The organism is Pseudoalteromonas sp. J2K-J599 (assembly GCF_059295115.2).
The window spans coordinates 642,450-667,564 of sequence record NZ_CM200271.1 but is presented as its reverse complement, the minus strand read 5'-3'; the positions used below and the strand labels follow the sequence as shown (position 1 = coordinate 667,564).

Below are 25,115 nucleotides of genomic sequence, written 5' to 3'. Positions count from 1 at the left end.
AATCATCTCACCCATTCACAGATAAAGTATTAACAGCGCGTTTTAAACTATCCACGCCACGTTTATCGTATAGCTGTGTGGTTATAATGCTTTTATGCCCAGCCAACTTACTCACAGTCGAAATATCCACACCATTAGCCAAGAGTGATGAAATATAGGTCCGTCTCATATCATGGGGTGTAAACTTTTCCCCTAAAACATAATTAGTTCTGGTCGTTACAATGCTATATATAGTTTCAGGTGAAATACCACGAGCTTGAATAGCTCTACCATTTAAAACCACACAAAATAATGGCCCCTCGTTTTTACCACGAACCGTTAGCCATGAGCTTAAATACGCTAATACCCACACTGGTAAATACTGAGTTCTAGTACGGTTTCCTTTTCCCTTATGGATAACAACTAGCTGATCAGCCATTGAAAAGTCACTAAGCTTTAAAGCCGAAACTTCAGATCGTCTTAATCCCGCACCAACCATTAAAGCCAATAATGCAATATCACGTGTGCTAATAATTGAAGGTGGTGTGTGGGGCTGTTTTAATATGCTTTTTAGCTGTGTGGCTGTAAGTGACTTACCTTTTAAGCTTGGTTCTATATGAGGGAGTTTAAGTACATTAAACTTTTCTAGTTCGTGCTGCTCAATTAAATTCATTAAAAAAGCAGTTTTAGCTATGGCTTTAATAACTTGAAAAGTAAGTTGGATAGTTCTAGCTGACTTATTATTAAGTACTAAGCTTTGTTTGAGCGAAGAGAGCTGCTCAAAACTTAACTTGTGAAGTGGTAATGCGGCTAGCTTATCATGCAATAATAAAGTGTTTTTAACACTTTTTATCAGTGAAATAACTGCCTTTCGCCCTGTAGGCGCTAAGTTATTTAAGTAACATTCTGTAGGGGTGTAGTTGGACATAGTAGATACCTCTTATACATAAACGTATAGTCGGTATACATGACTAACCTCTTAAAACCATGGCTGTTTTTGACTGTTTAAGGCTATTTAATTCACTAACTCAAATCTTCAACACAAATCACATGCTCAGCTAAAGCTAGCTTTGTAAGCTGTATTTGTGATGTTAAATTCAGTTTAGTCATTATATTTGCACGATGAACATGAGCCGTCTTTGGCGTTATAGCAATTTTTTGGGAAACTTGTTTAGCATTTAGTCCTTGGGCAAGCAGCTTAAATATTTCAGATTCTCTCGGTGTAAGCTTACTTAAGGTACTTCCAATTACATTCTTTGAAAAATAGCTAGTATTTATAGATGGACTAAAAAAACGTTGTCCCTTAGTGACCGCATTGATAGCAATAATCAACTCATTTGCAGCATCTCTTTTTGAGAGATAAGCATCAACTCCGAGGCCCAAAGCTTTATCAATATATGATTTTTCTTCATACATACTAAGCATAATACGTTTAACTTGAGGTAATTTTTTACCAATAAATTCTGCTACTTCAAAGCCGCTTTTATCTGGTAAAGATATATCAATAACAGCACAATCAGGTACTGAGGTTTTCAAAATTGACTCACACTCTTTAAAACTATTTGCTTCAAAGACAACACTCCAGTTAGGGCTCTCCTCTTCAATTAAAGCTTTAAAACCTTCTCGAACCATTTGGTGATCATCAATTAATGCAAACTTCATTTAAACTCCTTTTTATATGAATTGATTGTAACCTTAATTCTTCTTACCTATATAAGAGTTTTTCTTACTTCACTAGGAATATTGCCAATTAATTAACCGCCAACTCCACAGTAAGCTCACTATAAATAACAGGGAGTTAACGATGAATAAAATAGCGAGCGAAACGGTACAATTTCATAATATTTCGGTGCTGCTCCATCATATCGGCGAGTCAAACTATCGACTAGAATGGACTAGTAAAATGACAAAGGGAGCGACTAATCTAGTTAAAACAGGTAAAAACAAATATGTTGTTATTCGAAAGTGGCCTAAATCTAAAGGTCTAACTGACGTAGTAGCTAACTTCACTTCGCGCAATGCCGCTTTTGTTCACTTTATAAAAAATGTCGATGTTATAAAATGTGATGACCAACTAGTACTTAAAGCAAAACAACAATGTTTGGACTTTTTTACCCATTGCGAACATATCAAACCAACCAAAAAAACAACATTCCCTAAACCGCGACTACAAGGAGCTTTAGGCAGAGAGGTTATAGTAAAACATAAACGTAATATGTCTGATGTTGCTCAAGGGTTTTTACTACAACTTATTGGGAATAAAGCTGAAATACAAGTAACACAACGTTATACTCTTTGTAATTCAAATCCAAAACAGCGATTTGATACAACACAAGTTTACTTATTATAAAAATGGAAATCAGCTTCATGGAAAGAGTAATAGCTGGTATTAAGCTACAACACCTTTTATCACAAATAGAAGCCATAACCCCAACACAAATAAAACGTTATCTTATTATTTGTGCTCTAATAATATTTCTTGCGCCAGCTGTTGAAATAGGCTTTTACCTTTTTTCATTCAACTTTGTCGTCTATGAAAACTTTGTTAGCTGGTACTTCCCTGTGGGGGTTAGAGTTGTATGCTATTTATTCTTCCCACTTCGATATTGGCCCGCCTTAACGATTGGCTTTACGCTTGGTCAAATAATATATACTTGGCACTTCTATGATGAAGCGCTCTCTGATATCCCATATCGCTTAGCTAAATACATGTTACTAGAGTATTTAATTTTATTACCTGTAATTGCAATAAAACTATTAAAAATACCAATCAATATTAGCACTGTAAAAAATGCAGTAATTGTGATTTTTGCTGCTATTTCATACCGCTTAATTCGCTCGACTATACTCATCGCATTCAGTGACAGAAATGATAAGTACAGATTGATCGCAGATGAAGATCGCTTCGAAATGATTCTGGCACATCAACTTGGCGGAATAGTCACTATTCTAATCATGTTACTGCTGTTTTTTTCGGGAAAGATGCTATACAAAAATTGTCGCAGCCTGCTCAGTAAAGATTCAATACAATTAATAGCGCAACTTATTATTTGTTTGTGCTTATTTATTACAGCTTACCAATTAGAGCCTAAATCTCTTTACCTTTTGAGAATGTTAGCGATATTTCCATTAATCTGGTTTAGCTATTCGTTTGGTGCATTAGGTGCTTTAAGTTACGGCTCAATAACGGTTATAACCTTACTGGTTAATGTGTACGGTTCAAGCCAAACTGAATTGATGCTAAATACACAGCTTTATATTATTACTTTTAGCGTACTAGCAATCTTACTGAGTGCATTTGTAACCGAGTTAAATAAATCTAAAGCCGCACTATTAAACCAAAACAAAGAGTTAATAGAACTCAGCACGCTAACTCAAAACTTAGCCACTAAAGTTGTCAATGTACAAGAGTCAGAGCGCAGTCAATTATCTCAAGAGTTACATGATGATATAGGTCAAAACCTTACTGCTTTAAAAACTAATATTGCAATTTTAGAAAAAAAATCAGCTACCCATAATGAGTTAGACAATACGATTTTGCGACTCAAAAATGTATCAAACCATATGTACGACTCTGTTTACAGACTTATGCACTGGTTAAGACCACGTTTACTAGATGAGTTAGGCTTAAGCACTGCGTTAAAAAGTGAGCTATTTTCAGAAAACTTGAAAGATGCAGGGGTTTCATACAATTGTAAAATTAATGGCTCCATTGATACATTGACTGAAGATTACAAAATAGCTATTTTCAGAATTTGCCAAGAAGCATCTACAAATACTATCAAACACTCACTAGCAACAGAGTTTTCAATCAATATAACTTACCTCGAAAATCAACTCGAGATTATCATTAGAGACAATGGTATAGGCTTACCCGAGCAATCAAACTCTATAGTTGGATTTGGAGTTTTAGGTATTGCCGAACGAGTTTCAGTGCTTAATGGAAAATGTTATTTCACTAATAGTAAAAACGGTGGTTTAACCATAAATATTAATTTCATTACACTATAGAAAACTATTAAAGCCCCATTTTTATATAAGAATTTTTCTTATATTTACTTTGAGCTATGGGTAATATGATGCCAGTCACTGTACAAGGGAGTTAGTATTGCTCTCCTGATCACCATCAATTACGTCCAATAGGTGATATATTAATATGAGTGACTTAAAGTTTAAAGTTGTATTCAAAGGGAAAATAAACGATGGAGTTAGTAAAGAAAAGGTTGGAAAATCGCTTTGTCACTTTTTAAAAATTAACCCCAAGCATCATGATAAACTCTTTGATGGTAGAAGCTACGCCATAAAAAAACAGCTAAGTGAAGAGCAAGCTCAACGAGTCAAGCAAAAGTTACTTTCGATTGGTATTATTTCAAGTGTTGTAGCTGACGAATCTCAAAAAGCTCACAAAGTTGAAACTCAGTTAGAAACAAACCATAAGATCAAATCAACCTTTTGGCGAGAGCGCTTCGAGATTTTAGATTCGCTGCCTCAAGTTAGCTCAATATTTTCTCTTGGTAAAACCCAAGAATTTAAGTCACTAGATAAAAAAAGCTCACATAAAGTCATGTTTAATATATATGCTTTTATTTTTGGTGCATTTTATTACTTTTTTAAAGGCATGTGGGAGAAAGGAATAATAATACTATTTATTTCAATGATATATACATTTTCACTGTCTATTATTGAAGAGGTTTTTGAGTTTCAAATTTATAGTGCAATTTATTGGGTTGTTCCCTCCTCAATTATAGCGGTAATTGCTACATTCGATTACTACAAGAAAGTTTCAGAAAATCAAAGGATCTGGCCTGCTCTTCATTCATTAAATAAAAAATTCATACTCATCCCCATAGTTTTAATCTCAATTTTATTATGTATTTTCCCCTTTATAGATATTACACCTGCGAGTTACGATCGCACTATTGCTAAAGTCAAAAATGGCTTCCTTGATTACAACGAAACAACAACTGTCGGTCATGCATTTGATAACTGGTCACGCTGTAACAAGAGTAAGTGGAGTAAATTTTTAACAAAAAACAAAGTAAATGTTGTCGAGTTTGAATGCATAACTAATGCGGGTAAATTGATGAAATTAGGCGATACAATTTATACTGAAAAATCACTGACCTTTCAGTTTACATTGAACTATGACGATAGTTTTCAAATAAACAGTATTAACTACAGTGATACCCTTCAAAGTGGTGAAAAAAAAGAAGGTTCAGCAACGGTTATCTTTGGTATACAATATTGGCTATATTTGGTTTACAGTAATAGCGACAACTAAACTGCATGCCTCTGCACTCCCCCCTCCAACTAACGTTAATATGTATTAACGTTAGTTGGTTAATTTTATAGTGTACAAGTGCTCTAGGTTATTTATAGTTTTTTTGGTAATATTGGATAGAATCTAACATCTTTTTAATACCCCTTCATCGAGTAACCATTCGATATCATTTATGAAATCGAGCCCTGTTACAGTAAATTGTTTGCATTTTGAAGTAACCATATTAATTAAGCTAGACTCCAAAATACCCTTATCAGCACCATACCCTGGCACCAATAAATACTTCTGACTCTTTTTCTGAACCGCCGTAATTTCGTGACTATTATTTGCAGCTATATCCAAAATTAAAAGGCGCCTAGCGATATCAATTCTCTCATTAGAAATAGTAAATGCGCTATTATCTTCTTCTACATACCCTAAACTTATGCTCACTGATGCAATACGTTCTATTTCTTCTTTAGGATAGCCGTCAGATTCGAGTAAATTAAAAATATCTTCTTTAGTGCTTGAATCACTTACTAAAATAGCGTGCTCAAACTCCACCGGTGTAAGAAATTCTATTACCTGTAACTCACGTCTAAGCCTAACTAAGATGCTTTTAACCTGAAAGAAAGACGAAGTGTTATTAAAAGATAGCATATGAGATAGATCACCTCTGAGCGAGGCGTAATAACCAGCCCCATCTAAATACTCAACAAAGCGAGCTGCTCCATACTTATCAAGCGTAAAATCTCTTGAACTTTTTGTCTGATCAACTACCTTATGTGAGACACTTCCCGAGTCTCCAGCGTAAAATTGAGACTGTATGAATAGTTTAGGTTTCGGTTCCCAATTATCTACATTATATGGAAGTATAAAATCATAGGCCCTTGTTTTACTCTTTCTTTTCCCATTTTCAACAACTTCTTCACTACCTACATTCACATCATTCAGATTAAAGTCTAAATTTGGTCTAAGACCAATAGCTGTAAGCTTTTTTCGTAAAAGATCTTCAGTAATATGCCCTCCTGTAGCAGAAACACTTCCCCTAACTTTAAATATGGTACAAGCATTGAGTAAGTACTTCCCTAGGTTTTCACTTTCAGATGCGGAGCTCAATGCGATATAGGAATGGCATACAGCCCATAATTGCATTACTTCCTCTAAGTCTTCAAGAATCAAGGCAACGTACTCTTTTAAAAGCACCTTTGAATAAAGAGATAAATCAAAAAAAGGCTCTGTCTTGACTGTTGCATTATGCGGTTCACTAGCCCCAACAAAACACGACGCTAAAGACTTAGCAATATAATCAGACTTTGTAGTCGCTGGAATATCAATCAGTCGGAAAGTAATATTTTTCTTTGAGTTATTTTTTTTGGGGATAAGAGCCTTGATGTCATCATCTTTCAATTTAATTAAAAAATGATTTTTTAAATTGTTGTCAGTCGCACCTGTAGTTAAAAATAATAAGTTGAAGACAGCTTCAAAAAAGTTGCTAACGCGCTTTTCATCTTGGGCAAAAGAATCACCAGTAATCAATGAATTAGACACTGATATTACTGCATCGCATAACTTATCAATTTGGCAGAGTTCATGATCAGAGAAATTATCTAGATGATCTGAAAGGTCATGTATGCATTTACAAAGTGATTTGATCTCTGTACTAAACTTACTACTGTCTTTAATTCTCTCTAATTTGGCTGTAAGCCATTGATCAAACTCGGCTAACTTCTCAGAAGTATCCAAATTTTCAGGGCGTAAAAGCATCTTTAATCCTTTTGTTAAAACTGACGCATAACGTTATAATATCGTGATACTAAGGGGTTTACATGTCAATAGAAACAAAAATCAGTAAGTTAGCAAAAGAGTTAGGACTAGATACTCAACAGCAATTTGTGTTTGAAACAAGCCAAGAGTTAACTGATATTTCAGTTAACTTAGCGGATTATGATGCGAACCTCTTTATCGGTGACAATTTAGTTTACTTAAAAGAGTTATCAAAACAACAACCTGAAACTATAGACATTTGTTATATAGACCCGCCCTATAACACAGGTTCTAAATTTTTATACAATGACAACAGAAAATCTGAAGCTACTGGTATTTTCGGTACACATTCATCTTGGATGAGTTTTATGCTGCCACGCTTAGTTACAGCTAGAGATATAATGAAAAAAACTGGCGTAATAGCTATAAGTATTGATGATTATGAACATACTTATTTAAAGCTCTTAATGGATAGGATTTTTGGTGAAGAAAACTTCATTGGTAATATAGTTGTATGCCGTTCTAAAAATGGTAAAGGGAGCAAAAAGAACATAGCTTCGAATCATGAGTACTTACTTATCTATGGCAAATCGAAAGAAGTTAAACTCCGAGGTCAAAAAGACGATACTGCATATGATAAAAATGATCGCTTTGGAGATTATAGGGTTGATGGTTTATTTAGAAAAAAGGGTGAGGCTAGCTTAAGATCTGATAGACCAAATATGTTTTATCCACTTTATTATAACCCAGAGTCAGGAGAAGTGTCGGTTGACCTCATCGATGGGTGGAAAAAAGTATACCCCCTAGATTCAAAGGGTATCGAAAGAAGGTGGCTTTGGGGTTTAGAAACTGCAAAACAAAGGGCTTGGAAATTGTACGCTAGTAAGGGTGGGGTTATATATGTTAAAAATTATGCAGGTAATGATAACGAAGAAAAACGAATAAAAATAAGAACAGTTTGGTTGGAACCTAGTTTTTATACTGAGCGCGCCACAAACGAAATAACTAAACTATTTGGTTCTAAAGTTTTTGATACTCCAAAACCTATTGATTACATTAAAAAAATAATTGATGTATGTTCTGATAATGATTCTTTAATTCTAGATTTTTTTGCAGGCTCAGGGACAACGGCTCAAGCTATGTCTGAATTGAACGGCATGGATAACGGAACTCGAAAATGTTTATTGATGGAGGAAGGCTGTGAAATTCCCACAAATCACTCAGCTAGATTAAAAGGGTTTTCGCGTGTTGCTGATATTACAGAGCAAAGATTGGAGCTTATAAAAAAATCAAACCCCTCTTTCAAATATCACGTAACAAACTTGACTGACTAAAAATAGACCGCTTAACTTAAGCGGTCTATTCGCTTTTATTTTCTCGTCTTTATTTATTTATAAATAAAGAATTCACTACTTTTGCTAACATTTTCAGATTAGCTCCACCATGTGTGTACGTATCAGTTATCCCACCTTTTGAAAGTTCATGACCAACAACTTGCTGAATCAGTGAGAGATCAAACATGTGGTTATTGCGTATATTACTTATGAACGTATGTCTAAAGCTGTGATAGCTGCGTAGCTCATCTAATTCATTCACACTGGGTATTTCAAGCTCTATAACTAAACGACCAAACCAACTAGTGATACTCTCTGCTGATGTTATTTCATAAAGAATACGTTCTTGCGTTTGCTCTACATACTCTAAAAAGCCAAGCTCGATTAATCGTTGATGGATAGGAATTTTACGTTTGGCGTTACTTGTTTTAAGGCGTTGTGATTCGTGTTCATTAGTCACTAAAATGTAGTTAATACCATCTTCAATACGGATATCAGGTTTTCTTAACTGGTAAATCTCTGTGCGCCTTGCACCTGTATACATAGCTAATAATAGTGACCACTTTTGCCACGAATGTTTTGTTTGCATTGCGAATGCTTCAAACTTATTAAGCTCTTCGCTATTAAAAACACCACGTATACGCTGTTTAAAGTCTCGTTTTATAGTACATGGTGAATGCTGAATATATTCAACAGTATCTTTTTTAGCATACGCGAATATCCCCTGTAACCACTTGTAATAGCCTTGAACAGTTTTAGGTGTAACTAAGTCATCTTCTGGCACATCGAAGTCTAGGCACTCTTGCAGGCTCATTTTTCTGTATGGTGCGAGAGTCTTTTTAGGTAGCTGATAACAACGGTCAATGAAACGACCGATATCACTCGCTTTGTAACTTTCAATTGCTTTATCTTCACTCAGTAAACACCATGCTTTGTAGTGACGAGCATATTCTTTTACAAGCCTATCGCTTAAACCTGCATTAATTTTAAAATCTAAAAACTCGGTATACACTTCAGAAAACAGTGGGCCTTGAGTTTGGTGTTTTTCTTCACTTGGCTGACTTTCAGCTATGGTGTGTGAGCTTTTATTAAACATTGAATCTAATAAATGTTTTTGCTCTAAGTCTTTAGTTAAGCAAGAGGCTAAGTATTTAGCCTGCAGATTTCTTGAGGTTTCTAGCATACTTTTAAATGCTGAATACTCTAATGACCCATGCTCAAACTCTACATCGTGTTTGTTTAGGGTTTCTATTGCATCAATATTATCGGCATAAAAGTTATCGTTTTCATCTGAGTCATCAAATAAGTCTTCATCTGTTTCAACCTCAGAACTATTAAACATACCAGCGAGTAAAAACGTATCTAATTGACGTGCAAGCTGACGAACACTTTTTTCAATTTGTTTGTTAGCTACAATATCGGCATTACTCAAACCACTATTTTTAAGCGCCATGTACTTGCTGACTAAAACATAAATATTGAGCACTTCGTAATCATTGTTTTTTAAAGCTTCAACCAATAATTCACCTGTCTCACCATCTGCAATAGAAAGCATAATGTTTGCTGCGGTTCTTAAATGTGTAGGTGAGTGATTGTTTAGCGGCTTAGCTTTAATGCCATTTATAGAGTGTGCCGTTGAAGCATAACGTTGTTCTTCTTTTGCTATTATTTTTTTGCTTAGCTCATGGGTAAGTTTTTGCTTCATATGAATTAAGATACGTTTTGCTTGAGTGATTAAAGTTTCAGTATCTATATTGTGTCGATCACTCGCAAGTATTTTTAGTTTATCTAGTTCGGGTTTGACTAACTCTAGAAAGTTTAAAGCATGATGAAGGTGTTTGGTTTTAAGTGAAATGCGTATATCGGAGCCGATAAATTTACGGGGGAAAACATAACGAAAATAATAACGCTCTTTTCGTAGTATGAGGTGTTCGGGGAGTTTGATATGTCTCATTAAGTTACCTATGTGTAAGTAACGTATTGAGTTTATTTGGCACACTATTTGGCACACTTTTGAAATTATGTGCCATGAGATTAGTGGTTCAAGCGTAAGCACCTAATAAATCAGATGCTTACGCTTGAGTTTGAGTCAGCCTATAAGCCGGGTTTTGTCCTTTCCGAAGAAAGTGATAATCATTCGTCTAGGCCATAAATCGCTCTATGGCTCAAGCAACCTACCCGGTTCTCACGTGGGCCACGCGTTCATTATTTAAAATGATAGAACCCTATTTGGTCTTGCTCCGAGTGGAGTTTACCTTGCAACCGACTATTACTAGCGGCCCGGTGCGCTCTTACCGCACCCTTTCACCCTTACCAATCGAGATTGGCGGTCTCCTCTCTGCTGCACTTGTCGTGGGCTCACGCCCCCCAGCCGTTAGCTGGCACTCTGCCCTATGGAGCCCGGACTTTCCTCCCCCTGATCATTTTCGTCACAGGCAGCGATCATCTTGGCTGACTCGGCGCGCAGTATACATGAGGCTAATACCAAGCGCAGTAAAATTTACTCTTTTTCTTCAATAATTGTTTTATATAAAGCGTTTTTCTTCATACCAAAGTATTCGGCTACAACGCCACAGGCTTTTTTCATTGGCATTTCACTTTCAAGAAGTGCCAACATTTTGCGCGCTTCAGGCGGAACATCGTCTATTTGCTTTGGTTTGCCCGCAAGCATCAGCACTATTTCGCCGCGCTGCTTAGTAGGATCATCAGTTAAAAACTGTTTAAGCTCACTTACACTACCATTAAAAAATGTTTCAAAGGTTTTGGTTAGCTCTTTAGCAAACACAACTTGCTGCTCATCACCAAGGGCTAGTGCTAAATCATCAAGGCTTGCCATAATACGGTGCGTACTTTCGTACATTATGCTGGTAATGCCTGAGTTAACAGCTTCGGTAAAAAAGTCTTGGCGAGCTTTGCTTTTAGCTGGCGTGAAACCAATAAACTGAAAGCGGTCAGTTGGTAAGCCTGAACAACATACGGCTGTAATTGCAGCACATGCACCTGGAACAGGTGTAACATGAGCGCCTTGTTCGCGACATAGATTTACAACCGCATAGCCTGGATCACTAATTAGCGGTGTACCAGCGTCAGATACTAAAGCAATATTTAAACCTTGATTAAGTTGATCAATAATTTGTTGTGCTTTTTGCTTTTCGTTATGGTCGTGTAATGCAAACGTTTTTGCCTTAATTCCAAAGTGGCTAAGTAGCTTGCCGGTATGGCGAGTGTCTTCAGCAGCTATTAAGTCAACTTGCGATAATGTCGCAATGGCACGGTGACTTAAGTCGTCATAATTGCCAATTGGGGTGGCAACAATGTAAAGAGTGCCAATTTTCTGTGAATTCTCCTCATTTAACATTGAGGTCTCCTGCGTCAGTCAGTAATATAAGCAAATCGCGTTAACGTATTGGGAAATCATTGTGCGACTTAAACTAGTTAGTCTATTAATTATATTGTCAGGGTTATCGGCGTGTAGCACAACCGAAAAACCAACTAAAAACAGCGATAACGTAAGTAACCGCACTAATGCACTGAAAAATCAGGCAACCAGTGCGCAATCTATCTACCAATTGGCGCAAAACCGCCAAGGTGCCGATAAAATACAGTTATTGTATAGCGCCCGTGATGCCGCAATTAGTGAGCAAAACTGGCCTTTGTTAGAGAAAATAGGTAATGAGCTTGAATTAACCGCAAGTGTTGATCAAATCCAAAACCGTCTTTATATTGCATTTGCACAAAAACAACAGAATAAGAATGATCAAGCTTTGGTGATTTTACAATCGCTAGACGGACAACTTACTCAACCTGAGCATTTTGCTTGGCATCAGTTTTTAACAGCCAGTATTTATGCATCGCAAAATTTTCCAAAAAAAGCTGCCCCCTATTTCTTTAGAGCTTCTGAAACAGCCACAAAAAATAATATAGAAATCCCTCAGCTCAATCAAAATTTGTGGGATAACTTAAAACAGCTCTCTTCATATGCGCTTGAACGTTTTAACCGTGGTTCGGTTATCCAGCAAGGCTGGGTAAACCTTGGTCTATACTATCAAGTATATGCAAGTAGTGGCGTGGAGCTAGACCAAGCAATTAATAATTGGCGCAGGCGCTATATTGGGCATCCGGCTTCTTCTGTATTACCTGAACAAGACGAAATGCTTACTGAGCTCGCCCCTATTAATATAGAGCGTTTAGTTGTGTTGTTTCCACAATCAGGCCCTAACGAACGCTTAGGTGATGCGCTTAAAGCCGGTGTGTTAGCTGCACTTGATACGCAAACTATCAACGACACAATTTTTATTGATGAAAACCTAAGCACTGAGGAAATCGCAGCGCAACTTGAAGAAATAAAGCCTGATTTTGTAATTGGTCCTCTACTTAAAGCAAATATTGATAAACTAGCCAATGCACAAACTCTTATTGATACTCCGGTACTGCATTTAAACACCTTTGATGGTGAACGAATTTCGCTTCAACATTATTACTTTGCATTGAACCCTGAGCACGAAGTACAGCAAGCTCTGGAACACTTTTTAACTAAGGGCTATCAAAAGCCTATGCTGCTTGCGCCAAATAATGCAAATGGCCAACGTTTAGTTGATTATTTTAACCTACAGTGGCAACGCTACAGCGAAACCAAGCCACAAATCGGTTTTTATAACGATAAAAAAGATATGCCGAACACAATTACCAGCTTATTAGAAGTTGATAAGTCAAAAAATCGCATACAAACAGTTAAAGCATTATTTAAGCAAGAAGTAGAAAACGAAACGCGTTCACGCAGTGATATAGACGTTATTTATATTTTGGGTGATGCAATAGAAACTCGCCTAATTAAACCTTACCTTGATGTAAACGTCAGTACATTTGCTGATCGTATCCCACTTTATGCAAGCTCTAAAAGTCATAGTAAACAAATTGACAGTACAGACAAAGGCGACTTAGACGGCCTATACTTCACTGAATTACCGTGGATGCTTGATTCACAAATTAAACAACATAATTTACGTCAGCAGTACAACTCTCTATGGCCAGAGCAAATTGATATTAGCCAACGCTTATTTGCAATGGCATACGATGCAGTATCAATATTACATGACATTAGACAGTTAAGCGTAATGCCAGGTAATCAATATAGTGGTTTAAGCGGTAAGTTATCTGTTAATACCAGTGGCCATATAGAACGTATGCTCGACTGGGCTCAATATACAAACCGTCGCATTAAGCCTGTGCAATTAGAAACACAACGCCCGGTACCATTGTTTATGCAATCAGCGGGTGATATACAAACTATAAATTAAACTTTATTAAGTTAAGGGGGCGGCATGTCGTGGTTTAAAGAGCTGTGGCACAATAGTCGCGAAAAAGGCCAGTATTATGAGCTTGAAGCGCAAAAATACTTAGTTACTCAGGGCTTAACACCCATTGAACGTAATTATTACTGCCCCTTTGGCGAGCTTGATGTCATTATGAAAGAAGGCGACACCCTTGTATTCATTGAGGTCAAGTTTCGCAAAAATAATGCCCGTGGCGGTGCCAACTATGCACTTAGCCCACAAAAACAAGCTCGATTAAAACGTAGTATTTATCATTACTTAGCAGCTAAAAATTTAACTAACCAAGCACTAAGAATTGATTATGTAGCCATTACAGGAGAAGCATCTCCTAATATTAATTGGCTTAAAAATGTATTTTAAACGCAAATACAAAGATAAATTATTGGTAGGCTATGCAAGACACAATTAAAGAAATTTTTACAGAAAGCATTCAAGTTCAAATCGCTGCTGGTGAAGTGCTACCTAGTGCGCTTGAGTCAGCTGCATTTACTATTGCACAAAGTCTGATCAACGGAAATAAACTCATTTGCTGCGGTACTGCAAATTGCCACATGCTCGCTCAGCATATGGCGGGTGTATTGGTTAATCACTATGAAACCGAGCGTCCTTGTTTGCCGGCAATTGCTCTATCGCAAGAAAACGTTAATCTTGGGCAAAGTACTCAGGTAGACGATCACGATACATTTGCTCGTCAAGTCCGCGCTTTTGCCCAGCAAGGCGACTTATTGCTCGTACTGGCTATTAACGGTAACGAAAAGCATGTTATTTCTGCCGTTGAAGCAGCACTAACTAAAGATATGAAGGTCATAGTTATGGTTGGTGATGATGGTGGCGAGTTGGTTGGCCTACTTGGCCCTAACGATGTTGAAATTAGATCCCCATCTAAACGCCCTAGCCGCATTATCGAATCCCATTTAGTTAACTTACATTGTTTAAGCGAACTGGTTGATTTAACGCTTTTCCCTCAGGATGAAAATTATGTTTAAACGCTCTCTTATTGTTTTAGGTACTGTTGTATTACTACAGGGCTGCGCAGCTGCTGTTGTTGCAGGTACAGCCAGTGCAGTAACTGCAGCGAACGATCGCCGTACCATTGGCTCTCAAATTGACGATAACAATATTGAAATAAAAGCCAGTATTGCACTTAGCGAAGTAGAACGCCTTGAAAAGTTTGCCAATATAAGCGCTGTAAGCGTTAACGGTATTGTTTTACTTGTAGGCCAAGTATCTAATGAAGAAATGAGAAACGAAGCACAGCGTACCATTGAGGGCGTTTCAGGTATTCGTAAGATACATAACCAAATTCGTATTGGCTCAAATATTGGTATTACTACACAAACGCATGACTCTTGGTTGACTTCTAAAGTAAAAGCTCAGCTACTAACAGCAAAAGACATTAGCAGTAATAACATTAAAGTAGTTACTGAAAACGCTGAAGTATTTTTAATGGGTTTAGTATCTGACTCTGAGTCTACTCAAGCTGTAAACATTGCCCGCAATGTTTCTGGCGTAGAGCGTGTAATTAAAGTATTTGAATACTTGTAAACACAAAATACAGACATAAAAAAACCGCTTATTAAGCGGTTTTTTTTTGGCATTTACTTATTATTTAATAACGCGTAAATGAGAGCCTTTTTTCTTCTGTGGCTTTTCTGGTGGTGTTTCATCAATAAATTCAGCTGATGAATCAACACTTTCAAGCTCAGGCACAAAATCGTCTTCGTCCTCTAAAAACTCATCTGCAGTAAAGACTGTTCCTTCGCCATTTTCACGCGCGTATATTGCTAGCACAGCACCTAGAGGCACATACACTTGCATTGGCTGACCACCAAAGCGCGCATTGAAGCTAAGTTGGGTTAAGTCTAACGAAAACTGTGTGACCGCTGATGGACTTATGTTTAAAACAATTTGTCCGTCTTGAACAAACTGTGTTGGCACTTGTACATTTGCAAACCCAGCGTCTACCACTAAATGCGGTGTACACTCGTTATCGACTATCCAATCAAAAAAAGCACGTAATAAATAAGGACGATTAGGCGTCATTATAAACGGATCTCACGCTCAGCTTCAGTTAAAGAGGCTTGGAATGACTCACGTTCAAATAAACGGATCATGTACTCTTTAAGCTCTTTAGAACCTGCACCATTAAGCTCAATACCAAACTCTGGTAAACGCCATAATAGTGGAGCTAAATAACAGTCTACTAAGCTAAACTCTTCACTCATAAAGTAAGGTGCTTCGCTAAAAATAGGTGCTACAGCAAGTAATGCTTCTGTTAGCTCTTTACGAGCTTGAGCAGCATCTGACGTATTGTTACTGATTTTGTCAGCTAGGCTGTACCAATCAGTATCAATACGATGCATCATTAAGCGGCTACGACCACGCATTACCGGGTAAACAGGCATTAGTGGAGGATGAGGAAAACGCTCATCAAGGTATTCCATGATGATGTTTGCCTGGTATAAACCAAGCTCACGGTCAATCAGTGTTGGCACTGTGCCGTAAGGGTTAATTTCGTGAAGTGCTTCTGGCAAGTTATCTTTTTCAGCCAAATGAATATCTACACTTACACCTTTTTCCGCAAGTACAATACGTACTTGGTGGCTATACATACAGTTAGCACCAGAAAAAAGGGTCATTACAGGGCGCTTATTGGCAGCTACGGCCATGCCTATACCTCCATTAAATAACTAAAACAGCAAAAGGGGCTTAAGCCCCTATTGCAAAATTACCTTTAAAAATGTTCAACTTAATGAACATCTCTCCAGTATTCTTTCTTAAGCATAAATGCCAAGATAAATAGAATTATTAAGAATCCTATTACCTTAATACCTAGCGCTTCCGATTCAAGACGTGAAGGTTCACCCACGTACTCAAGGAAGTTTGTTAAATCACGAGCCGCTTGGTCGTATTCATCTACGCTTAATTCACCCGTACCATCAGTTTCAGTAGCAATAACTTTGGTCACAGTGTGTCCATGTTCTTCTACTTCTTTAGTGATAGGCGTTGGTAAACCTTGTAGTTCTTGAAGAACATGAGGCATACCTACCGATGGAAAAACAATATTGTTAACTCCAAACGGGCGAGATTCATCTTTATAAAACGATTTTAGGTACGTGTAAATATAATCTGGTGATTTTACACGTGCAATAAGAGTTAAATCCGGCGGAGCCGCACCAAACCATTTTGCTGCATCGTCTTTTGTAATTGCGTTGGTGATATGGCTACCTACTTTAGAGCCGTCAAAAATTAACTGCTCTAAACCAACTTCTGTTGGGATACCGATATCACGAAAAGTACGCTCATAACGTTGATACTGCATTTGGTGACAACCAAGACAGTAGTTCATGAACAACTTTGCACCGCGTTGTAAAGATGGTTGATCAGTAAGGTCATTATTCGCTTCCATTAAAGGAACCGACGGACCTGCTGCCATAACCATGTTAGGCAACAAGTTTACTGATAAAGCAAATAAACCAATAATAAGCTTCTTCATCATTTCGTTAACCTCTCTGGCAATGGCTTAGTTTTTTCGTTCTTACTGTATACAAACAACAGTACGAAGAACATAAAGTAAGTCACAGTACAGATTTGAGAAATAATCGTTTTCATATCAGTTTGTGGAGTTGCACCCACCCAACCAAGAAGAACGAAAGTTACAACAAAGCCTGCAATGTTCCATTTATGGAAACCACAACGGTAACGAACCGATTTAACTCTACCACGGTCTATCCAAGGTAGTAATGCAAGTACTACAATCGATGCACCCATCGCCGCAACACCGATTAACTTATCAGGGATTGCACGTAAGATTGCATAGAATGGCGTAAAGTACCAAACCGGGAAAATATGCTCAGGTGTTTTAAGTGGGTTAGCTGCCTCGAAGTTTGGACCTTCTAAAAAGAAGCCATTCATCGCCGGCATAAAGAAAACAACCCAACAAAACAGTATTAAGAAACCAACCACACCCACAATATCTTTAACTGTGTAGTAAGGGTGGAACGGTATCGCATCAACAATGTCTTTTTTGTTAGTGTAATACTCATGGAATTTAAATTTAGGCTTATCCTCTTCAGCTACTGAGCCTTTCTTACGTTTAATCTCAATACCTTCAGGGTTATTTGAACCCACTTCGTGTAGAGCAACAATGTGTAAGAAAACTAAGATTACAATAACCAGTGGTAGTGCAATTACATGTAATGCAAAGAAGCGATTAAGCGTTGCACCTGATATTACGTAGTCACCACGGATCCAAAGTGTTAAGTCATCACCAATAACCGGAATAGCACCGAATAATGAAATGATTACTTGTGCGCCCCAGAACGACATTTGGCCCCATGGTAATAAGTATCCCATGAATGCTTCAGCCATTAGCGCTAAGAAAATGAACATACCAAATAACCACAGTAATTCACGCGGTTTTTGGTAAGAACCGTAGATCATGCCACGGAACATATGCATATATACAACGATGAAAAACGCTGATGCACCTGTTGAGTGCAAGTAACGTAGTAACCAGCCATATTCTACATCACGCATGATGTACTCTACCGAAGCAAAAGCACCTTCAGCAGACGGAACAAAGTTCATCGTTAACCAAATACCTGTTAGGATTTGGTTTACTAGTACTAACATGGCTAGTGAGCCAAAAAAGTACCAGAAGTTAAAGTTTTTAGGTGCTGGATACTGTGCAATGTGCATGTTCCAAACACGTGTCATTGGGATTCGGTCGTCTATCCAACCAATAATCTTACCAAACATTAGGCTACCCCTCTTTCTTCGCCCACTAAAATAGTGGTGTCATCTAGAAAAGTATAAGGTGGTATTTCTAAGTTTAATGGTGCAGGTACCGATTGAAATACTCGACCAGCCATATCAAATTTAGAACCGTGGCACGGGCAGTAGAAACCGTCATCAGTCCCTTCTACTTTCTCACCAAAATTACCTTGTAAAAAGCCTGGTGAACATCCTAAATGCGTACAAATACCTACAGCCAAAAATATTTCTGGACGTAATGAACGGTAATCATTTGTTGATGATTCTAATTGTTGTGGCTCTTGCGATTGCGGATCACGAAGTTGACCTTCATGTTCTTTCATCTGCTCAAGCATTTTTGGGGTACGTGATACAACCCATACAGGTTTACCACGCCACTCGACACGTATTAATTGTCCAGGCTCAAGTTTGCTGATATCTACTTCTACAGGCGCACCCGCAGATTTAGCTCGCTCACTTGGATTCCAAGACGCAATAAAAGGAACAGCAGCCCCAGCCGCACCAACACCACCTACAACAGAGGTAGCTATGGTTAAAAAGCGACGTCGGCCATTGTCTACAGGCGCATTGCTCATCCACTTATCTCCACTATGATTCTCAACACTTGCTATATTGAGAACATCAGTTACAGCAGGTTAATTATTCGAAATTTTTAAAATAGAAGCGATCATAATTAAAACCCTTGATTAAAACAAGGTTATTCAAAGCCCCATGCTCGAATAAACCTGACTTGATCAAAAATTTGATTAAGCTAGCTCGAGAATAAAGCCGAACGACTATAATAACGCTTCTGTAAAAACAATATACTGACCGAGATCAACACCACTAAGAGGAAACAGTAAAAACTGTACATAGTGTCGTTAAACTCACTCATTTTACTTCCACGCCAATTGTAGCAAAAAATTCCACCAATTAACTGATGGATTTAAACTAATTACGATAATTATTTAACTTTTTTGCAGCTATCTGAGTGTTTTTTAACTTTCGTTCGATTAATACGCAGTTATTAATAAATTTGATCATCATTAATTACAGCAATACCAAGTATGGCGACCGCTATAAACAAATTTAAATTAAGTAGCAAATGTAAACTTTTTGATTTGAAAACAAAAAACCCAGCATAAGCTGGGTTTTTGAATTCTTGATAACGTATAGATTAACGTTTTGAGAACTGTGGACGCTTACGCGCTTTCTTAAGACCCACTTTCTTACGTTCAACTTTACGTGCATCACGTGTAACAAAACCTGCTTTACGAAGTTGTGGACGTAGTGACTCGTCAAACTCCATAAGTGCACGAGTGATACCGTGACGGATAGCACCAGCTTGACCAGTTGTACCACCACCAGAAACGGTGATGTAAAGGTCAAATTTTTCAGTCATATCAACTAGCTCAAGAGCTTGATGAACAACCATGCGTGCTGTTTCGCGACCAAAATACTCTTCTAGAGAGCGTTTGTTGATTACGATGTTACCAGTGCCTGGGCGTAAGAATACGCGAGCACTTGAACTTTTACGACGACCTGTACCGTAGTATTGATTTGCCATGATGGTGCTCCTTAAATGTCTAGAACCTGAGGCTGTTGTGCAGCATGGTTATGCTCAGTACCTGCGTAAACTTTAAGTTTACGGTACATAGCGCGGCCTAAAGGACCACGTGGCAACATGCCTTTTACAGCTTTCTCGATGATCATTTCAGGCTTTGCAGCTTGAAGTTTATCAAAAGTAGTAGACTTAAGGCCACCTGGAAAACCAGAGTGAGCGTAGTACACTTTATCTTTGAATTTGTTACCAGTTACAGTAACTTTTTCAGCGTTGATAACGATGATGTAATCACCAGTATCTACGTGAGGAGTGTATTCAGCTTTATGCTTACCGCGTAGGCGGTGAGCGATTTCAGTAGCGATGCGACCTAAAGTTTTACCTTCAGCGTCAACTACGTACCAGTCACGTTTTACTGTTTCTGGTTTAGCAACAAACGTTTTCATTTATAAAAATCCAATGTTTTTCAATTAAAACCACAAGTAGTTAATATTAACTACTGCTCTAAGTTTGCTATAACCCCTTCGAGTTTTAGACTTTTGCGCCGCTCACAAGTGGCTAGACTATATGAGGACATAGAACGCAACGTGGCAGACGCGGGAGTATACCAGCACTTAAAACACATTGCTACTCGCCGGTTGTTTTTTCCACAAGAAATTTCAGAAATAAGAAGTACTATATATGTACCTCTTTTTTATAGTTGCCCTATTACACATTTACTTACTTATTTAAACTAAATGCTCTCTAGCTAAATATTCTAAGGATTGCATTTCTTGTAAACGACTAATACAACGCTTAAATTCAAAGTTTAAATTACCTTGGGTATAAAGTTCGGTAATAGGTTTTTCAGCCGATATAATTAAAGTTACATGGCGCTCGTAAAATTCATCCACTAAAGCAATAAAACGTCTAGCAGCATCATCATTAGTTTGACCTAGCTGTTTTACGTTAGAAATAATCACCGTATTGTATAAGCGGCTAATCTCCATGTAATCGACCTGGCTACGTGCTGTTTCGCACAATTCACTAAACTCAAACATCACAACGCATTTAGCTACTTTACGCGTTTTGATTTTTCGCCCTTCTATCTCTATCGGCTCATCTAATTGCCCTGGCTCTGGCGATAACTTATCGAAGTACTCAAATAGGTTTTTATCCGCATCTTCATCTAACGGACTATGAAAAATTTCAGCTTGCTCTAAAGTACGTAAGCGATAATCGATACCTGAATCTACATTAACTATCTCGGTATTTTTTTTAACAAGCTCAATAGCTGGCATAAAACGAGCTCGCTGTAAGCCATTTCTGTAAAGTTCATCAGGCACTATATTAGAGGTTGCTACAAGTACTATGCCCCGTGCAAATAGCGCTTCCATTAAGCCACCTAATAGCATGGCATCAGTAATGTCTTGTACAAAAAACTCATCAAAGCAAATAATGTCTGTTTCTGCTTTAAAAGTGTCAGCGATTTTTTCTAATGGATTAGCCGTATTATTTAGCTTTTTAAGCTCGTTATGCACTCGGTGCATAAATCGATGAAAGTGCACACGCATTTTACGTGTGCCCGGTAATGATTCGTAAAAAGTGTCAACTAAATAAGTTTTACCACGCCCTACTCCCCCCCAAAAGTACAAACCTTTTACAGGCGCAGGTTCTTCTTTACTAAATAGCTTAGCAAAAAAGCCTTTTTGTTTTGGCTTTGTCTGAGTTAGGTCATCGTATAGACGTTGTAAATGGCGCACAGCATTTTCTTGTGCTGCGTCGTGTACAAAGTCATCTCGCTTTAAGTCTTGTTGGTATGTTTGCCAAGGAGTCATATCTATTTACAGTTAAAACACAGTTTAATTTGCAAAGCATATTAACACGCATCATAACTCGGGGTATATTACACTTAGTATGATTTATAATTGAATCGGCATTCGTTAGTTATTTTCCCAAAGGGGTAGTTTTTATGGGCACAGTTATGTGGGTAGGTTTGATTGTTATTGTTGCTGTTGTAGCATTTTTTATTGGCGCATTTGTTACTAAAAAACAGTTCAAACAAGATGAATTAAAAGAGCAAGCAGAGCAAGCTGAAAATGCGTTAGAGCAGTATCGCCAAGATGTAGCTGATCATTTAGCGAATACTGGTAAGCTCGTAAATAAAATGAAAGAAAACTATGATCAACTGCTTAGTCACGTTGAAGAAACAAACCAGCTTCTTCTAGAAGATAGAAATAAAGCACCAGCTGAACCATTCTTTTCAAAAGAAACAACAGAACAACTGCAGGCTTCATTAAAAGAGCGTCAATGCGATCGTTCTACAGCCGCAGCACAACCAGCTGATTATGTATCAGGTGAATCAGGTTTATTTGCTGGTCAAAATAAAGTTTCAGAACATTCTAAAGCATCTTGATGAACTTTTTTTTGACCCCATAGTCTTTAGATATAACAGCTTTGTTGTTTTATCTTAATAAACCGAAAAGGGCTGCTGTAAAGTAGCCCTTTTTGTTTTGCTTTATCTTAAGTGGAGTTACCCCTGACTATGAAAATGAAATTATCACTTATCAGCGCAGCTATTTTATCTACAAGCTTGTTAATGAGCCCAGTAGCGTCTTATGCAAAAATGCCAATTGCAGTAAATGGTCAACAACTACCAACTCTTGCCCCCATGCTAGAGAAAATATCTCCAGGTGTTGTAAGTATCCAAGTTTCAGGCTCAAAAGAAGTACGCCGCCGTGCAGATCCGCTTGAATACTTTTTTGGACAGCAACAGCCTCGCAGTCAAAAGCGTCAATTTAGTGGATTAGGCTCTGGGGTGATTATTGATGCTGATGAGGGTTATGTAGTCACTAATAATCACGTAATCCAAGATGCCGAAAAAATGGTAGTAACCCTCGAAGATGGCCGTGAATTTGAAGCAACTAAAATTGGTACTGATACAGAATCAGACATCGCTCTTTTACAAATAGACGCTGATGACTTAACTGAAATAAAACTCGCAAATTCAGACAGTTTACGAGTGGGCGACTTTGCTGTCGCTATTGGTAACCCATTTGGACTTAGCCACACAGTTACATCTGGTATTGTTAGTGCTCTTGGTCGTAGTGGTTTAAATATTGAGGGCTACGAAGATTTCATTCAAACCGATGCTGCTATTAACCAAGGCAACTCTGGTGGTGCATTAGTTAACTTAAACGGTGAATTGATTGGTATTAACACTGCGATTTTAGGTGCTTCTGGCGGTAACGTGGGTATTGGTTTTGCCATTCCATCAAACATGATGAAAAACTTAGTTGATCAAATTGTTGAACACGGTGAAGTACGCCGAGGTTCGCTGGGTATCTCTGGCCGCCCACTTGATGCAGGCCTTGCTAAAGCGCAGCAACTTGACGTTAAACAAGGTGCTTATGTAATGCAAGTAATGGACGACACTGCTGCAAGTAAAGCAGGTATAAAAGCAGGTGACGTAATTGTTAGCATTAATGGCGGTGATATTAGTGGTTTCCATGAACTACGCAGCAAAATTGCTACGCTAGGTGAAGGCCGCGAAATAAAACTAGGTATTTACCGCGATGGTAAAATTAAAACGGTAAAAGTAACTCTTGATGGTGCATCAGGTGTTACAGCGACTGGCGAAGAGCTGCATCCTGCGTTCCAAGGCGCGACACTTGAAAACGTGCAAAAAAATAGTAATAAAGGTGTTGAGGTTACGTCTGTAGACCCTCGCTCACCTTCTGCCCGTGTTGGCCTTGAAGAAGGTGATATTATTATGCAAGTGAATCGCCAACGAGTAGAGACTATTCGTGATATGAATAAGATTATCGAAAACACCAAAGGTAATATCGTACTTGGCGTGCAACGTGGTCGTGAGTCTATATTTATTTTAATTCAGTAATAAATAGCACTATTAATGTAATAAAAATAACAGTGGCACTTGCCGCTGTTATTTTTTTTATGTCATCATAAAGAGATTGCTCACTTACATAATAAGAAAACTGTGCTGAAATTAATAAAATTTATTCTTCCCCCTTTATTTGCAGGTCTAAGTATTGCTTTTTTAGTGGTTTTTTTCAGCCCTAATATGCGAGCCGCCTTACTTCCTAATGTTCCCCTTCCAAGCGCGATGAGTGCGAGTCACCTGAGTTTTTCTGATGCAGTTAAACGAGCAGCTCCTTCTGTAGTTACTATTTTTTCAGAAAGCATTTCCAAAGAGCCTCGTTATAAAAGAAAAAACACGGTACAAGAGCTAGGCTCTGGCGTCATTATGTCGCAAGACGGTTATATTCTTACTAACTATCATGTTGTTAATAATGCAGACCAAATTATGGTTATCTTAACCGATGGCCGACGCTTTTTTGATGTGCAACTCATTGGTTTTGATACCATTACTGATTTAGCCTTACTTAAAATCAATGCAGATCACCTCCCGGTGATTCCCGTAAACGATAGCTATGTATCAAATGTAGGCGATGTTGTACTTGCTATAGGCAACCCGCTTAACTTAGGGCAAACAATCACTCAAGGCATTATTAGTGCAACGGGTAAGCAAAAAATTACAGATAGCCCTTACAATAACTTATTGCAAATGGATGCAGCTATTAACGTGGGCAACTCCGGCGGCGCATTAGTTAACTCCAATGGTGATTTAGTCGGCATTACTTCTGCACAATTTAAAACGCGTGAGAACTTGAATATTCAAGGAATATTTTTTGCGGTTCCTTACTCACTTGCTAAAAAAGTGATGGGTAAACTCATTCGTCACGGTCGGGTTGTGCGCGGCTATTTAGGCTTTGAAGGCACAGCAGTAGATAGTACGGGTAAAGAAGTAAACGACAGCCTAACGCCGGTTACCGGCATGCGCATTACTAATTTAGACCCTTTGGGGCCAGCATGGCAAGCGGGTATTGAAGAGCAAGATATCGTCATTAAAATTGCAGGGCTTTCGGTAGCAAACCCACAAAAAGTGCTTGAAAAAATAGGTAATACGGAGCCCGGTAAAGAAATAGAATTTGAGCTATACAGAGATGGCAAAATAGAAAAAATCATGGTGGTGGTAGCTGAGCTTGAAACAAAGCTCTAATAAAGAGTAATACCAATCGTCAATAAAAAGGTCGGATAGCAATTTGCGTATCCGACCTTTTTTA

At 37.9% G+C, this 25,115-nt stretch carries 24 protein-coding genes and 1 other RNA gene; 11 read left to right on the top strand and 14 right to left on the bottom strand.

The genetic code is table 11. The features are described from left to right. Positions 1-7: 7 nt before the first annotated feature. On the bottom strand, positions 8-907 hold the full coding sequence (locus tag AC5NT5_RS02990) for a tyrosine-type recombinase/integrase (protein WP_494513342.1): 900 nt from the start codon (positions 905-907) through the stop codon (positions 8-10). 95 nt (positions 908-1,002) lie between these two features. Continuing rightward, positions 1,003-1,641: a response regulator transcription factor gene (locus AC5NT5_RS02985; RefSeq protein ID WP_289106527.1), complete on the bottom strand. Its 639-nt coding sequence runs from the start codon at positions 1,639-1,641 to the stop codon at positions 1,003-1,005. A 142-nt stretch (positions 1,642-1,783) separates the two neighbouring features. Between AC5NT5_RS02985 and AC5NT5_RS02980 the strand changes: the two genes are divergently transcribed. The 3 genes from AC5NT5_RS02980 to AC5NT5_RS02970 all read left to right on the top strand — a co-directional run bounded on the left by AC5NT5_RS02980 (position 1,784) and on the right by AC5NT5_RS02970 (position 5,260). Further along, positions 1,784-2,329 (top strand): hypothetical protein, encoded by a 546-nt coding sequence (locus AC5NT5_RS02980; RefSeq protein ID WP_289106528.1) that lies wholly within the window; start codon positions 1,784-1,786, stop codon positions 2,327-2,329. A gap of 17 nt (positions 2,330-2,346) precedes the next feature. Beyond that, on the top strand, positions 2,347-3,990 hold the full coding sequence (locus AC5NT5_RS02975) for a histidine kinase (protein WP_289106529.1): 1,644 nt from the start codon (positions 2,347-2,349) through the stop codon (positions 3,988-3,990). 145 nt (positions 3,991-4,135) lie between these two features. Beyond that, a complete protein-coding gene (locus AC5NT5_RS02970) occupies positions 4,136-5,260 on the top strand; it encodes a DUF2628 domain-containing protein (RefSeq protein WP_494513341.1) in 1,125 nt (374 codons plus the stop codon). 123 nt (positions 5,261-5,383) lie between these two features. Here the strand turns inward: AC5NT5_RS02970 and AC5NT5_RS02965 are convergent, their stop codons facing one another. Then, positions 5,384-7,006 carry a hypothetical protein gene (locus AC5NT5_RS02965; protein WP_494513340.1) on the bottom strand — a complete coding sequence of 541 codons (1,623 nt, stop codon included), beginning with the start codon at positions 7,004-7,006 and terminating at the stop codon, positions 5,384-5,386. A 62-nt stretch (positions 7,007-7,068) separates the two neighbouring features. On the opposite strand from AC5NT5_RS02965, the gene AC5NT5_RS02960 reads away from it, so the two are divergent. Further along, entirely contained in the window at positions 7,069-8,340 is a 1,272-nt protein-coding gene (locus AC5NT5_RS02960; RefSeq protein ID WP_494513339.1) for a site-specific DNA-methyltransferase, read from the top strand. Positions 8,341-8,389: 49 nt separating this feature from the next. On the opposite strand, the gene AC5NT5_RS02955 is transcribed toward AC5NT5_RS02960, so the two are convergent. The 3 genes from AC5NT5_RS02955 to rsmI all read right to left on the bottom strand — a co-directional run bounded on the left by AC5NT5_RS02955 (position 8,390) and on the right by rsmI (position 11,698). Continuing rightward, complete coding sequence (locus AC5NT5_RS02955) at positions 8,390-10,294, bottom strand: DUF3258 domain-containing protein (RefSeq protein ID WP_494513338.1); 1,905 nt, start codon at positions 10,292-10,294, stop codon at positions 8,390-8,392. Positions 10,295-10,421: 127 nt separating this feature from the next. Next, positions 10,422-10,799, bottom strand: an RNA gene (gene rnpB / locus AC5NT5_RS02950) — RNase P RNA component class A. A 41-nt stretch (positions 10,800-10,840) separates the two neighbouring features. Further along, the gene (gene rsmI, locus AC5NT5_RS02945) at positions 10,841-11,698 is read right to left on the bottom strand and encodes a 16S rRNA (cytidine(1402)-2'-O)-methyltransferase (RefSeq protein ID WP_024595588.1); all 858 of its coding nucleotides are present in this window, start codon (positions 11,696-11,698) and stop codon (positions 10,841-10,843) included. Between the two features lie 61 nt (positions 11,699-11,759). On the opposite strand from rsmI, the gene AC5NT5_RS02940 reads away from it, so the two are divergent. The 4 genes from AC5NT5_RS02940 to dolP are packed head-to-tail and all read left to right on the top strand — an operon-like array spanning position 11,760 to position 15,218. After that, positions 11,760-13,637, top strand: a complete 1,878-nt coding sequence (locus AC5NT5_RS02940; protein ID WP_494513337.1) for a penicillin-binding protein activator — start codon at positions 11,760-11,762, stop codon at positions 13,635-13,637. 24 nt (positions 13,638-13,661) lie between these two features. Beyond that, positions 13,662-14,033 carry a YraN family protein gene (locus AC5NT5_RS02935; protein WP_002957970.1) on the top strand — a complete coding sequence of 124 codons (372 nt, stop codon included), beginning with the start codon at positions 13,662-13,664 and terminating at the stop codon, positions 14,031-14,033. Positions 14,034-14,065: 32 nt separating this feature from the next. Beyond that, on the top strand, positions 14,066-14,659 hold the full coding sequence (locus AC5NT5_RS02930; RefSeq protein ID WP_002957968.1) for an SIS domain-containing protein: 594 nt from the start codon (positions 14,066-14,068) through the stop codon (positions 14,657-14,659). Then, positions 14,652-15,218 (top strand): division/outer membrane stress-associated lipid-binding lipoprotein, encoded by a 567-nt coding sequence (dolP, locus tag AC5NT5_RS02925; protein ID WP_002957967.1) that lies wholly within the window; start codon positions 14,652-14,654, stop codon positions 15,216-15,218. Before AC5NT5_RS02930 ends, dolP begins: the two co-directional genes overlap by 8 nt. Before the next feature lie 60 nt (positions 15,219-15,278). Here the strand turns inward: dolP and AC5NT5_RS02920 are convergent, their stop codons facing one another. The 8 genes from AC5NT5_RS02920 to zapE all read right to left on the bottom strand — a co-directional run bounded on the left by AC5NT5_RS02920 (position 15,279) and on the right by zapE (position 21,806). Further along, positions 15,279-15,716 (bottom strand): ClpXP protease specificity-enhancing factor, encoded by a 438-nt coding sequence (locus AC5NT5_RS02920; protein WP_002957966.1) that lies wholly within the window; start codon positions 15,714-15,716, stop codon positions 15,279-15,281. Further along, entirely contained in the window at positions 15,716-16,342 is a 627-nt protein-coding gene (gene sspA, locus AC5NT5_RS02915) for a stringent starvation protein SspA (protein WP_002957965.1), read from the bottom strand. Before sspA ends, AC5NT5_RS02920 begins: the two co-directional genes overlap by 1 nt. Before the next feature lie 80 nt (positions 16,343-16,422). Beyond that, on the bottom strand, positions 16,423-17,172 hold the full coding sequence (locus tag AC5NT5_RS02910) for a cytochrome c1 (RefSeq protein ID WP_002957964.1): 750 nt from the start codon (positions 17,170-17,172) through the stop codon (positions 16,423-16,425). Continuing rightward, positions 17,169-18,434 carry a cytochrome b gene (locus tag AC5NT5_RS02905; RefSeq protein WP_002957963.1) on the bottom strand — a complete coding sequence of 422 codons (1,266 nt, stop codon included), beginning with the start codon at positions 18,432-18,434 and terminating at the stop codon, positions 17,169-17,171. Before AC5NT5_RS02905 ends, AC5NT5_RS02910 begins: the two co-directional genes overlap by 4 nt. Beyond that, a complete protein-coding gene (gene petA, locus AC5NT5_RS02900) occupies positions 18,434-19,024 on the bottom strand; it encodes a ubiquinol-cytochrome c reductase iron-sulfur subunit (protein WP_002957962.1) in 591 nt (196 codons plus the stop codon). Before petA ends, AC5NT5_RS02905 begins: the two co-directional genes overlap by 1 nt. Before the next feature lie 581 nt (positions 19,025-19,605). Beyond that, the gene (gene rpsI, locus AC5NT5_RS02895; protein WP_024595789.1) at positions 19,606-19,998 is read right to left on the bottom strand and encodes a 30S ribosomal protein S9; all 393 of its coding nucleotides are present in this window, start codon (positions 19,996-19,998) and stop codon (positions 19,606-19,608) included. Between the two features lie 8 nt (positions 19,999-20,006). After that, a complete protein-coding gene (gene rplM / locus AC5NT5_RS02890; RefSeq protein WP_002957960.1) occupies positions 20,007-20,435 on the bottom strand; it encodes a 50S ribosomal protein L13 in 429 nt (142 codons plus the stop codon). Positions 20,436-20,717: 282 nt separating this feature from the next. Further along, positions 20,718-21,806 carry a cell division protein ZapE gene (gene zapE, locus AC5NT5_RS02885; RefSeq protein WP_002957958.1) on the bottom strand — a complete coding sequence of 363 codons (1,089 nt, stop codon included), beginning with the start codon at positions 21,804-21,806 and terminating at the stop codon, positions 20,718-20,720. Positions 21,807-21,940: 134 nt separating this feature from the next. Between zapE and AC5NT5_RS02880 the strand changes: the two genes are divergently transcribed. The 3 genes from AC5NT5_RS02880 (at position 21,941) to AC5NT5_RS02870 (ending at position 25,051) form a co-directional block, all read left to right on the top strand. Continuing rightward, positions 21,941-22,384: a Z-ring associated ZapG family protein gene (locus AC5NT5_RS02880; RefSeq protein WP_002957957.1), complete on the top strand. Its 444-nt coding sequence runs from the start codon at positions 21,941-21,943 to the stop codon at positions 22,382-22,384. Positions 22,385-22,513: 129 nt separating this feature from the next. Continuing rightward, positions 22,514-23,866 carry a Do family serine endopeptidase gene (locus tag AC5NT5_RS02875; RefSeq protein ID WP_024606350.1) on the top strand — a complete coding sequence of 451 codons (1,353 nt, stop codon included), beginning with the start codon at positions 22,514-22,516 and terminating at the stop codon, positions 23,864-23,866. A 102-nt stretch (positions 23,867-23,968) separates the two neighbouring features. Continuing rightward, entirely contained in the window at positions 23,969-25,051 is a 1,083-nt protein-coding gene (locus tag AC5NT5_RS02870; RefSeq protein ID WP_024595792.1) for a trypsin-like peptidase domain-containing protein, read from the top strand. Positions 25,052-25,115: the final 64 nt, after the last annotated feature.